This window comes from Aurantiacibacter sp. D1-12 (assembly GCF_028858515.1).
GTDB lineage: Bacteria > Pseudomonadota > Alphaproteobacteria > Sphingomonadales > Sphingomonadaceae > Alteraurantiacibacter.
Window position 1 is genome coordinate 107240 of sequence record NZ_JAPJZJ010000002.1, and the last position, 13204, is coordinate 120443.

A 13204-nucleotide genomic window follows, 5' to 3' on the forward strand; every position below is an offset into this window, starting at 1 on the left:
GCAGATCGCCTTACTTGGGCGGCATTCTGATGGCGCCATCCAACCTTACGCATTCACCGTTAAAATAGCCCGTCTCCACCATAAAGCAGACAAGCGAAGCATATTCCGCCGGATCGCCCAGCCGCTTCGGGAAAGGAACCGCTTCAGCGAGCGCGGCCTGCGCTTTCTCGGGCAATCCAGCGAGCATCGGCGTGCCGAAGATGCCCGGCAGGATGGCGTTGACGCGGATGCCGTCTCCCATCAGGTCGCGCGCCATCGGAAGCGTCATGCCCTTCACCGCAGCCTTGGATGCCGCATAGGCAATCTGACCGATCTGGCCATCTTCCGCAGCCACAGAGGCGGTGTTGACGATGCATCCGTGCTCACCGTTGGCGTCCAGCGGTTCGGTGGCCATCATGCCTTCAGCGGCCTTGGCGCAGCACAGGAATGTGCCCGACACATTGATACGCATGGCGGCATCAAATTTGGCGAGGGGCAAGTGCGAGAGCGCCCCGGTCTCACGATCACGTTTCACAATCTTGCCGACCGGAGCGATGCCGGCGCAGTTGACCAGAACACGTTCCTGGCCGTGCGCGGCCCGCGCGCCCTCGAAACCGGCAGTGACCGATCCCTCGTCCGTTACATCGACGGTGAAGAAAGCGCCGCCAATCTCGCGCGCTACCTCTTCGCCGCGTTCGGCATTCATGTCGAACAGCGCGACCTTGGCGCCCCTGGCTGCAAGCGCACGTGCCGTCGCTTCACCAAGCCCGGATGCACCGCCGGTTACGATTGCGGCAATGGAACTGTCGATCTTCATAGTGGCTCCCTTTCGTCCATCCATGCGGGGACGCAGCAATATCAGTCACCATGGCTCCTAAACAGCGCGGAGTGTGGGTCAAGGCAAGCCGCGCCAAAAACGGTGCTGCAAAAGAGAAGGGCCCCGCAACCGAAGCTGCGGGGCCCTTTTTCTGTGTTTGATCAGTGTGAGATCAGAAACGAACCGAAAGCGATCCGAAGAACTCACGACCATTCAGGTCATAGCCGTTACCGATTGCGGTGTTCGAACGGCCGAACACTTCGTTCGTGTCGATCAGCGGCGGAGCTTCGTCGAAGACATTGGTCACACCGGCGCGCAGCGTGATGTTTTCGTTGAAGTCGTAACGCAGCGATACGGTGTGAACGAAGTAATCGTCCGCGAAGCCAACGTCGGCACAGTAGTTGCCATCACCGGCGACAATGCCGTCAAGGTTACCGGCAGCATCACGCGAGCCTGCGCCCAGACAGGTGTCCGAGAAGAAGCCTGTGAATTCGCCAGCACGGTTATAGCCCCAAGCATCGCTGAAGGGGTCAATACCTTCCGCTTGCTGCTGGGTCTCACCGATCCAACGCGTGGTCCAGGTCAATGCGAAGTCCGAATACGAAGCCGAAAGCGCGGCACGGCCAGTCCACAGCGGGAAGCCGAACTCGCCTGCATCTTCGTCAATATCCGGATTGCCGTCATCATCGAGGAACAGGGTCGTACGTTCGATCAGGTGGTTGGCACGCAGATCGAGGTTCAGACCGAGGATGTCACCACCAACCGGCACATCGTAGCGGAACTGAGCGTTCATATCGATACCGCGGACAACTTCCTGGTTCACGTTGATGAAGCCGGCAAAGACCTGGTTGATCAGGCGACGGCCAAGTGGATCGCCATTCACGCCAATGAAGTCACAAAGACGGCTACGGGTGGAGGTATCTTCACGGAAGTAGCAGCCATTGACGACCGACTGACCCGTCGGCTCGATGATCGCGCCCTCAACTTCAATGTTGTAGTAGTTGAATGCAAACGAGAAATCGAGACCACCGTAGCTTTCTTCAACGGCAATACCCGCCGTGAAGGAAGTCGACGTTTCCGGTTCCAGTTCAAGGCTACCACCGTTGGTGATTTCCACGCTTGGTACCTGGATCGTGTTGATCCCGGTCGAGTCGATACCGACAGAAGTCGGGTCACGACCTTCACGGATGCAGTTATCGAGCACGAACTGTTCGCGCGGATCGTTTGCTGCAATGTAGCCGGCACCCAGAGCATCATAGGCGACATCAGGAACCGCACACGGATCGGTAATGCCACCGAAGCCCGACTGACCGGCGAGGAAGTTCTCGCGCAGGTTCGGAGCACGGAAGGACGTACCGTAGCTTGCACGCAGAAGGATCTGCGGCAGCGGACGCCAGCCACCCTTAAGAGAGTAGGTGCCAGCTGTGCCGTAGAATTCCTCTTCGGTGATACGACCGGAGATGTTCATCTCAAATTCACCCCAGGTGTCGCTGTCGAATACCGGAATGTTGGCTTCGGCGAAGCCTTCAATCAGGTACTTGCTACCCTGTGCGCCTTGGTCAGCGAAGAAGCCCCAGAAGAGACCATCCGATGCCACAACATCAGGCTGCGAGTTGATCGAGTCTTCACGATACTCACCGCCGAACACTACAGAGAGCGGACCGGCAGGCAGTTCGAAGAGATCACCAGTGATGAACTGGTTGATTACGATCTGCTCATAAGTGGTGTCGAAGGTACGCTCACCGAACAGGTAATCACGCTCCGCCTGAGTGGCGAAGTCACCGATCGGACCCGGAAGGTAAAGCGATGCAGCAAACAGGTTCACCGGCACACAGCCCGCGCCTACGTCAGGCGCAAGCAGGTTCGGGTTGGCGAACGCCGTACCGCAAGCACCGTCTGCCAGCAGCGGCGAAGTGGTCAGCGAGATGTAGTCATCTGCAACACCGTTGCCGTTGTTGTCGACAATGCCGTCACCGTTGAAGTCAGCGGTGGGGTCAATACCCAGTGCATGCGCCAGGCGGTCTTCACGGATACCGCGACGGACCGACGAACCTTCAGAGCGTGAGTACACACCCGAAACTTCGAACGACCAGCTATCGCCAATGAAGGGCAGATCACCGCGAACACCCAGAACAGCACGATACTGCTCCTGCACGGTCGCGACGTTGTTACGGTCGCCACGGATCGACGGGATCGGGCGAACAGCCAGCGGGGTACCTACGTTCGGGTTGAACGGAGCACCCAGGTACTGGTTTTCACGATCTGCGCAATCAACACCGTTCGGGTTGCTCACGAAGTTACAAGGGTTGAAGGCGTTGCTCGAAGGAACCCAAGGGAAGAACTGCGGCGCGCCGCTGTTTTCCACGGTCACTTCAGCGCGGCTGTACAGCGCTTCAAAGAACGGCGTGATGTTCATGTCGCCTTCGAAGGTGTACTCGCCGTAGGCCATTACGTTGTAAAGGTCCTGCGGGCTGATGAACGACTGCTCAAGGTCGTTACCGTTCAGCGTACGGTTGAACAGATCAACGTCACGAACACCGTCGCCGTCGGCGTCAACCGGATCACCGAAGGCGTCAGTCGTCTCACTGAAGAACGGGATGCCGTAGTTACCCGGGTCAGCAAGACCATAGTCGTTAGTGTCGTAGTAAAGCGAACCGGCGAAGGTACCACTGAACTGCACACGGCCCGTAATACGCTCAAGCTTACAAGGCGAAATGGTAGCACGCACGGCACCGTTTGTATCCTGGCGCGTATTTGCATCTGTCGCGAGGTCATCACGGAAAATCTCGCCGGTGTCAGAGATTTCGTAGTGGGTGTTACAACCACGCAGGAAATCACGGTCGCCGTTCAGAACTTCATCACGGCGGGCATATTCTGCACCGATACCGATGAAGCCGTTGTTGAACTGCGTGCCCCATGCAGCAGAGATCGTGTAGTCATCACCACCGCCCTGCTCGTTGTAGTTGCCGCTCAGGAAGACTTCGAAACCGTCGAGGTCGTTACGCAGGATGATGTTACCCACACCAGCCACAGCGTCCGAACCGTAAACCGACGACGCACCGTCGAGCAGCAGGTCGTAGCGCGCGATCAGCGAGGTCGGCAGAAGGTTGATCGACGGGTTGGTCGGAGCACCTTCAACACCGGCAGGCGCAAGGCGACGGCCGTTGATCATCAGAAGCGTACGGTCTGCACCCAGACCACGCAGGTTCAGCGTCTGCGAACCCGGGCCGTTGTTCAGAACGAAACCCTGGAAGGTCGCGTCAATCTGCTGACCGGCAGAGAATTCGGACCGCTGCAGAATTTCTGCAGCATCGAAGTTACCGGCATCACGCTCTTCTTCTGTAGACAGGGTCTGCAGAGGCGAGATGCTGGTGAATGTGTCGGTACGGATACGCGAACCGGTAACAATAATGTTGCCGCCATCGCTTGTGCTGCCGTCCGCACTTTGGACGTCGTCGCAATCTTCATCCGGAACACCGGCTGCATCGACGTCACATTCGTCGTCAGCATCCTGCGCATAAGCAGGACCGCCGGCGAGAAGCGCTACGGCAGAAACCGTAAGCGCGAGACCCGTCAGGGAATTTCTTGAAAACTTTTTCATGTTTGTCGCGTCCACTTCACTTTCGAATTCACAAGCCGTTCAGCGTTAATGTCGGAAAGACCCCCTTGGTCATACCCCCGTACATGGGCAACGCGGAACGGCTTGCAGGGTAAGCTGCGAATTCCAATACGCTGCGAGCGTTGACTGCAATAGCGACGCCCCCTTGTCAAAAGCACAAGCGGCTGAGCGGCTGAAAACCCCTTATTTTGATAGAGTCTGTGACCAAATTCACACACTCGAGTCCGCTGGGCTGTGAGGTGCTTCGTCACCTACGCACCCTTTGCTCAACAGCACATCTGGTTTTGCATAATCTTCAACATTGGCAAAGCCTTACAACTGTCCTCAAGCGCAGAACACTCCGTCGCCACCACGTCGTCAGAGTTGCTGCGAAGCAACATCAAGCCAGCCAAAGAATCGGGAAGAGTGTAACAACATTGCAAAATAGAACTGTTCTGTGCACTTTATGGTGTCGTTTCGTCACGATATCGGGACAAAAATAAGGGAACCCCCTCATGAACTGCAAAACAGCTCTCAGACTTGCTTCCGCACCAATCGCACTTTCATTGGCCTTGTATGCTGCTCCAGCGCTTGCACAGGATACTGGTGATACCGAAGCGAGCGACCCCGATGATGATTCGATTGTGGTGGTCGGTTCACGCATCCAGCGCGACCCCAACGAAGCTGCTCCGGCACCCGTTGCAACCGTCCTGATCGACGATATTCGCGAAACCGGCGTAGTCGATGCGACCGAGGCTCTTCGTGAGATTCCGGCCTTGTCGAATTCGGGCACCGTAGCCGATTCGCTGCAAAACGGTGCGGGCGGCATCGGACAGGCAACGCTCAACCTGCGCGGCCTGGGCTCAGTCCGTACGCTTGTCCTGGTCAACGGCCAGCGCCACGTCTCGGGCGTCTCGGGCAGCCAGATCGTCGACGTGTCGAGCATCCCCACCGGCCTCATCCGGCAAGTCGAAGTTCTTACCGGCGGCGCATCGGCCGTATACGGCGCGGACGCGGTGACCGGCGTTGTGAACTACGTACTCCGCGATGACTTTGATGGCTTCCAGATCGATGCCATCGGCGGTGTTTCCGGCGAAGGCGATGGGTGGACCGCCGGACTTGACGGCGTTGTCGGGTTCAACACAGGCGATGGCCGCGGGAATGTCACCTTTGCGGCCGGCTACTCCTACACCGAGCAATTGCTGCAGGGTGACCGTGAGTTCTACGCAAACAACGGTCGCTTCAATACAGGCACGACCTATCCCAGCCCGCTTTTGCGTTTCCAGCGCGGTGATATCACCGACCAGACGCCTAACTTCCAGAACTTCTACAGTATCGCGAACTTCTCGTTCCCGATCGGCTTCCGCATCCCGCTTCCCGGTACGTCGGACTATGACGCTATCTTCGGCGGCGGCGCGACGCCGACCGCAGCGGAGCAGGCACTGATCGACCGGGCCCTGAACGCCCCTGCTCTAGCCTATCAATCCGATCCCCGGTTTGCGATCTCATCCGGTGCGGGCCTGATCTTCCGCCGCGATTTCGGCTTCTTCGATGCCGACATAAACAGCAATGGCATCAATGACTGTCAGGAAAGCTTCATCGGTCTGACCGGCTTCGGCGGCGGCGGCTGCTACGTCTCCACTCCCGGCGGTGGCGTGCAGATTTTCCAGGACGGTATCGTAGCGAGCTCGAGCAACCAGTTCGGCGGTGATGGTGCGCCCGAGCGACTGAGCGGTGCGAGCCTGATCCCGGGCAACGAGCGGTTCTACGCGGCCTTCCTGGCCAACTACGATGTCTCGGATTCGGTGAACGTTTTCATCGATGCCAAGTATGTGAATTCCTACACAGAATCGCAGAATCCCTACAACACATTCTACGATTCACTGCTGATCTTTGCAGACAACCCCTACATCCCGGATGTGCTTCAGGCCGATGCCGACGATGCAGGCGGCCTGCGCGTCAGCCGTGACTTCACCGACCTTGGTCTGGCACGCCAGCTCGCGACACGCGAAACCTATCGCATCGTCGGTGGCCTTCGTGGCGACTTCGGCGGATCGAGCGAGTTCGAATGGCAAATCAGCGCCAACTACGGCCGTTTTGAATCGGAGATCGAGAACGAGAACACCGTACTGCCCGACCGCCTGTTTGCAGCGATTGACGCGGTAGATGAAGGCGAGTTCACGACTGGCACGCCCAATGGCAACATCGTCTGTCGTTCGGATCTCGATCCCAACGCACGTCACCCGGGCAGCCAGTTCTTCCCGGTGATCGAGGGTGGCTTCTTCACCTTCAACCCGGGTGACGGACAGTGCCGCCCGGCATCGCTGTTCAATGGCGAGCAGTCGGTTTCGCAAGAAGCCGTCGACTTCATCACCGTCACCACAGTGAACGAAGCCGTGCTCGAACAGTTCGTGCTGAACGCAAGCCTTGTCGGCGACTCCAGCAGCTTCTTCGAGCTGCCCGGCGGTCCGGTCCGCTTTGCTGTCGGTGCCGAATATCGCGATGAGCAGAGCAGCTTCGAATTCGACCCACTGACACTCGGCATCGCCCAGATCGATACACCGGATATCAGCGCCGGCCAGTTCATCGGCGATGTTTCGGGCAACCAGCAGCTTGTGTTTGACGCGCAAACGCGCACCTTCAACACGGGTGGCCAATTCGACGTTGCCGAGGTCTTCGCCGAGGTGAACATTCCGATCCTCGATGCGGTGCCATTCTTCGACACGCTCGAGCTGACGGGTGCTGCGCGCTATTCCGACTATTCGACAGTGGGAGGCACCTTCACCTGGAGTGTCAGCGGCATCTGGGCTCCGGTAGAAGATATCCGCTTCCGCGGAACCTACTCACGCGCAGTACGTGCGCCGAACATCTCGGAACTGTTCAATCCGCAGCAGGGTACGGTGTTCCGTCCCTCCGATCCGTGTGACGTGTCGCAGATCGCAGTGCTCGATTCTGCTGCGGCAGCCAACCGGCAGGCGAACTGTGTTGCCGACTTCCAGGCGCTGGGCGCAAACCCGGCCGACTATCAGGATGGCAGCGGCGTCTATAACTACTCCGATCCGCTGACGGCGCGTTTCTCCGGCACGACTGGCGGTAATCCCGACCTGCTTGAAGAAACAGCAACGACATACACCTTCGGTGCGATCGTCACGCCACGCTTCATTCCGGGTCTTGTGCTCTCGGTCGACTATTACAATATCGAAATCGAGGATGCGATCGCCGCAGTTACGGCGCAGGACATCGTGGACACATGTTACGATTCCACGACCTTCCCGAACCAGTTCTGTGGCCAGTTCAGGCGCAATGGAACGGCCGGCAGTCCGACTTTCCTGGGCTTCGAATTCCTGTCGCAGACGCAGTTGAACTTCGGCCGTATCGAAACCGCCGGTATCGATGCCACGGTCGCCTATCGCTTCAACATCGGTGATTTCGACATCGGTGCGCGCGCTTCGGTGAACTGGGTCGACTACATCGACCGGTTCTTCGATCCGACTGATCCGACCAATGTCGATCCGGAACTGCGCGAAGAGCAGCGTCCGGAATGGGCAGGCGTGGGCTCGCTGTCTGTAGGCTACAATAACTTCAACCTGCGTTACGGCCTGCAGTATGTTGGCAGCACGGCCTTCTCTGGTATCGAGATCGAAACACTCGATGCACAGGTTGGCCCTGCCGGTCTGGCTGACGAGTACTGGATCCACGATATCAGCCTCAGCTACGATGCAAATGACGATTTCACGATCTTCGCGGGCGTCAACAACATCACCGATGAGCAGCCGTATCCGACCAACTTCTCCTATCCGGTATCGCCATACGGCACCTCGTTCTTCCTCGGCATCACGCTGAGAGGGGACCAGATCCCGGGCCTCTAAGCCTGCGGACAGGACACAAAGAAAAGGGCGGGGATTTCCCCGCCCTTTTTGTTTGTCCGGTTGGTTAGAAAGAGGCGTCTATTCCACCGTCATCTCCAGCTCGCCATCACCTTCGTCGATCTTGACCGTCTGGCCATCGGCGATCTCTCCGGCGAGCAATTTCTCCGCCAACGGGTCCTGCAGGTAACGCTGTACAGCCCGCTTCAGAGGACGCGCACCGTAAACCGGATCATAGCCCACGCGGCCGAGCCACTTGCGCGCACCGTCGGTCAGGTCGAGCACGATCTTGCGATCCTTGAGCAGCTTCTGAACGCGGTTCACCTGGATATCGACGATGGGTGCCATGTGCTCCATCGCGAGGCGGTGGAACAGCACGATCTCGTCCAGACGGTTGAGGAATTCGGGGCGGAAATGCCCGCGAACGACGTCCATCACCTGATCCTCCACATCGGCGACTTTCTGATCATCGCCCAGGTTGGAAAGGAACTGGCTACCGAGGTTGGAGGTCAGGATGATCAGCGTATTGCTAAAGTCGACCTTGCGGCCCTGCCCGTCAGTCAAGTGCCCGTCATCGAGCACTTGCAGCAGCACGTTGAAGACATCGCTGTGCGCTTTCTCGACCTCGTCAAACAGCACGACCTGATAGGGCCGTCGCCGCACGGCTTCGGTCAGCACGCCGCCTTCTTCATAGCCGACATAGCCCGGAGGCGCGCCGATCAGCCTTGCAACCGCGTGCTTCTCCATGAACTCGCTCATGTCGATGCGGACCATCGCCTGATCATCATCGAACAGGAAGGCAGCGAGCGCCTTGGTCAGCTCGGTCTTGCCCACGCCGGTGGGGCCAAGAAACAGGAAGCTGCCCATCGGGCGGCCCGGATCCTGCAAGCCGGCGCGTGAACGGCGTACTGCCTTGGAAACGGCCACAATCGGCTGCTCCTGACCGATGACGCGCTTGCCCAGTGCCTCTTCCATCTTGAGCAGCTTTTCGCGCTCGCCTTCCATCATCTTGTCGATGGGAATGCCCGTCCAGCGGCTAACAACCGAAGCGATATCGTCTTCGGTCACTTCCTCTTTGAGAAGCGCATTGTCGGTATCACCCTCGGCTTCGGCAAGCTGCTTTTCGAGCTTGGGGATCGTGCCGTACTGCAGCTCACCCGCCGCCGCGAGGTCACCGGCCCGCTGTGCTTGCTCAAGCTCGATACGCGCGGCGTCGAGCTCTTCCTTGATCTTCGCCTCGGCGTGGATCTTGTCCTTCTCGTTCTGCCAGCGCGTGGTCAGTTCGGAGCTTTGCTGTTCCAGGTTCGCAAGCTCTTCACGCAGGGCATCGAGGCGATCTTTCGAGGCGGAATCGCTTTCCTTACTGAGCGCCTGCTCTTCGATCTTGAGCTGGATGATCCGTCGGTCGAGACTCTCGATTTCTTCAGGCTTGCTCTCCACTTCCATACGGATGCGGCTCGCCGCCTCATCCATCAGGTCGATAGCCTTATCGGGCAGGAAGCGGTCCGAGATGTAGCGTTCGGAAAGCTGCGCTGAGGCGACAATCGCACCGTCAGTGATACGCACGCCGTGGTGCAGTTCGTACTTTTCCTTGATCCCGCGCAGGATGGAGATCGTGTCCTCCACGCTCGGCTCGTCTACGAATACGGGCTGGAAACGCCGCTGAAGCGCCGCATCCTTTTCGACGTACTTCTGATACTCGTCGAGCGTCGTCGCGCCGATGCAGTGCAGTTCGCCGCGCGCCAGTGCTGGTTTGAGCAGGTTGCTCGCATCCATCGAGCCCTCGCTCGCGCCCGCGCCGATCAGCGTGTGCATCTCGTCAATGAACAGGATGATCTGGCCGCCTGCGTCCTTGACCTCGTCGAGCACGGTCTTCAGCCGCTCTTCAAACTCGCCGCGATATTTCGCGCCCGCGATCAGGCTGCCCATGTCGAGCGCCATCAGCGTGCGACCTTTCAGGCTGTCGGGCACATCACCATTGGCGATGCGCAACGCGAGACCTTCGGCAATCGCGGTCTTGCCGGTGCCGGGTTCGCCGATAACAACAGGGTTGTTCTTGGTGCGGCGCGCGAGGATCTGGACGACCCGGCGGATTTCCTCGTCACGGCCGATCACCGGATCAAGCTTTCCGTCCTTCGCCTTCTGCGTCAAATCTTGCGCGTACTTCTTCATCGCATCGTAAGCGGCTTCGGCATTGGCGCTGTCCGCCGTCTTGCCCTTGCGCAGTTCATTGATCGCGGTGTTGAGCGCCTGCGGGTCAAGACCCGCTGCGGCCAGCGCCTTGCCCGCGCGGCTATCCTTGGCGAGCGCAAGCGCCAGCAGCAGCCGCTCGACGGTGACATAGCTGTCACCCGCCTTTTCGGCGACCTGTTCGGCCTGATCGAGCAGACGCACGGAATCGTTATCAAGCCCCGGCTGTTGCTGCGCCCCTCCCCCGCTTACGGCAGGGATCTTGGCGAGCAGGGTATCGACTTCCTGCACTGCACGGCCCGGATTGGCGCCCGCACGCTGGAGCAGGCCGGCCGCCATGCCCTCTTCATCTTCGAGCAGTGCCTTGAGGATATGCTCGGGCGAAATCCGCTGGTGCTCGTTGCGAATGGCAATCGTCAGCGCGCTTTGCAGAAATCCGCGCGCGCGGTCGGTGAATTTGTCGAGATTCATTCCCTGTCTCGTCCCTTATCTGTCTACCACTCGCACATAGTGTTGCACTTGCGTCACACAAGTGCGCTGGTCGGCAAAATTCGTGCGCCTGTCGAGTGTGCTTGTGCCACCGCCCTGCCCCTGCAAGAAAGCCGGAATGGCAGAAAAGATCAAACGTATCGGCATCGCTTTCCTTAGCCTTCTGGTGATAGCCGCGATTGGTCTGATGGTGTGGGAGCCCATGGCGGCACGTTACGGTGTCGCTCCCGAAAGCAGCCGCACCTATCGCGCCGAGATTGTGCGCAGCGAGTTCGGCGTGCCGCACATCTTCGGCGAAACCGATGCGGACGTAGCCTTTGGCGTGGCGATTGCTCATGCGGAGGATGACTTTTCCACCTTGCAGGATGTGATTGCCATGGCGCGCGGCCGTTATGGAGCGATCGCGGGAGAGCAAGGTGCGGCGGTTGATTACGCCTATCACCTGCTTGATGCGCGTGGCACGGCAGAACGGCAGTTCGGCGGACTGCCGCCCGACACGCAGGCCTTGTTCAACGCCTACGCCACGGGTCTCAACCAGTATGCCGAGGACAATCCGAGCGAGCTCAGGCTGCGTAACCTGTTCCCGATCAACGGAGAGGATGTGGCCGCAGGGTTTGCCCTTCGCCAGCCGTTCTTCTTCGGGCTCGACAATACCATTGGCCCGCTGGTTGCAGGAGAAGAGCGCAACCCGGAGCAGGGCCCGCCGCTGGCTGCGCTGCCTGTTCACATGGGCGAACAGGGTGACTTCGCAGGTTCGAACGCTTTTGCCATTTCTCCGGAGAAATCGGGCGACGGCGTGACGCGTCTCGTTTCTAACAGCCACCAGCCGCTGCGTGGCGGCGTTGCATGGTACGAGCTGGTCGTGGAAAGCGAAGAGGGCTGGCACTTTGCCGGGTCCAACTTCCCCGGCAGCCCCTTCCCCTTCCTGGGCCACAACGAGCATCTCGGCTGGACCAATACGGTCAACCGGCCGGACATGACCGATGTCTATGCGCTGACTGTAGATGAGGCCGGAGAGAACTACCTGCTCGATGGCGAATGGCTGCCTTTGGAAAGCCGCCGCGTGTGGTTGGGCGTCAAATTCGGCCCGTTCACCTTGCCGGTACCGCAAACAATCTACCGCAGCGTTCACGGTCCGGTGATCCGCAATGATAACGGGTTTTTCGCCGTTCGCTACGGCGGGATCGACAATCTCGGCAATCTCGATGCCTACTACCGCCTCAACAAGGCAACCAATCTGGACGAGTTTCAATTCATCCTAGCACGCATGGATATCCCCTCCACCAATTTCATCTATGCCGATGAAGCGGGCAATATCGGCTATTTCTACAACGCCGCGATCCCCGACCGCATAGAAGGACCGGATTGGCGCGGAGTGCTTCCCGGTGATCGCGGCGAGTTGATCTGGAACGGTCCTGTAGACTTCTCTTCGATCCCGCAGATCGTGAACCCCGAAAGTGGCTGGCTGTTCAATGCCAATAACAGCCCTTTCAGCGCGGCGGGCGAAGGCAGCGATCTCGACCCGGCCAATTTCAGCCCCGTACTGGGGATCGAAGTGCGCTCTACCAACCGGGCACGGCGTGCTGCACAGCTGATGGGCATGCCCGGGCCTATTGGCAGAGAGCGGCTCGAAGCGATCAAATATGATACCGGATACAACCGCGAAGGCTACGTTGCAGACATGCTCGACGCAGTGGCGGCGCTTGATCTGTCAGAAGATCCCTTGCTGGAAGAGGCGCAGGCGCTGCTCGGCGCATGGGACCTTGATGCCGAGGGAGACAGCCCCGGCGATGCCTTGGCGCTGCTGATGATCCGGCCTTACATGGGCGCGGATTACCAGCGCGGAAACATCCCCGATCACCGCGCCGAACTCGAACGCTCAGCCAATCACCTGATGGAGCATTTCGGCGAGCTTGAAGTGCCAATGGGCGATCTGCTGCGGCTGCGCCAGGGTGATGTCGACCTACCGCTCGATGGCGGATCGGACACGCTGCGCGCCTCTACGCTATGGGACATTGACGCAGACGGTCGTCTATCGCTGCGGCACGGCGATAGCTTCATCCAGTTCGTCGAGTGGGAGCCGGGCGAGCGCGTGCGTTCTGAATCGATCCAGCCGTTTGGCGCAGCAGCCACACGGCCAGACAGTCCGCACTACACCGACCAGATGCAGCTTTACGTCGACCATGAATTGAAGCCGGTCCGCTTCTGGGAAGATGACGTGCGCGCCAATGCCCGCAGCAGCAGGATCGTCTCTTCACGCTAGGC

5 protein-coding genes are annotated in these 13204 nt (G+C 59.2%); 2 read left to right on the forward strand and 3 right to left on the reverse strand.

Annotated features, from left to right (window positions below):
- Positions 1 to 10: 10 nt before the first annotated feature.
- Together OOZ52_RS04665 and OOZ52_RS04670 are read right to left on the reverse strand one after the other, a co-directional pair.
- Positions 11 to 796: an SDR family NAD(P)-dependent oxidoreductase gene (locus OOZ52_RS04665; protein ID WP_274697343.1), complete on the reverse strand. Its 786-nt coding sequence runs from the start codon at positions 794 to 796 to the stop codon at positions 11 to 13.
- A 172-nt stretch (positions 797 to 968) separates the two neighbouring features.
- On the reverse strand, positions 969 to 4397 hold the full coding sequence (locus OOZ52_RS04670) for a TonB-dependent receptor domain-containing protein (protein ID WP_274697344.1): 3429 nt from the start codon (positions 4395 to 4397) through the stop codon (positions 969 to 971).
- Positions 4398 to 4960: 563 nt separating this feature from the next.
- Between OOZ52_RS04670 and OOZ52_RS04675 the strand changes: the two genes are divergently transcribed.
- A complete protein-coding gene (locus OOZ52_RS04675) occupies positions 4961 to 8263 on the forward strand; it encodes a TonB-dependent receptor domain-containing protein (RefSeq protein WP_274697345.1) in 3303 nt (1100 codons plus the stop codon).
- A gap of 78 nt (positions 8264 to 8341) precedes the next feature.
- Here the strand turns inward: OOZ52_RS04675 and clpB are convergent, their stop codons facing one another.
- On the reverse strand, positions 8342 to 10921 hold the full coding sequence (clpB, locus tag OOZ52_RS04680; RefSeq protein WP_274697346.1) for an ATP-dependent chaperone ClpB: 2580 nt from the start codon (positions 10919 to 10921) through the stop codon (positions 8342 to 8344).
- 136 nt (positions 10922 to 11057) lie between these two features.
- Here clpB and OOZ52_RS04685 point away from each other — a divergent pair, with 136 nt between their 5' ends.
- Complete coding sequence (locus tag OOZ52_RS04685) at positions 11058 to 13202, forward strand: acylase (RefSeq protein WP_274697347.1); 2145 nt, start codon at positions 11058 to 11060, stop codon at positions 13200 to 13202.
- Positions 13203 to 13204 lie beyond the last annotated feature (2 nt).

Coding starts and splice junctions, on each gene's coding strand:
- OOZ52_RS04670 (WP_274697344.1), bottom strand. CDS start 4,397: ATGAAAAAGTTTTCAAGAAATTCCCTGACGGGTCTCGCGCTTACGGTT.
- clpB (WP_274697346.1), bottom strand. CDS start 10,921: ATGAATCTCGACAAATTCACCGACCGCGCGCGCGGATTTCTGCAAAGC.
- OOZ52_RS04665 (WP_274697343.1), bottom strand. CDS start 796: ATGAAGATCGACAGTTCCATTGCCGCAATCGTAACCGGCGGTGCATCC.
- OOZ52_RS04685 (WP_274697347.1), top strand. CDS start 11,058: ATGGCAGAAAAGATCAAACGTATCGGCATCGCTTTCCTTAGCCTTCTG.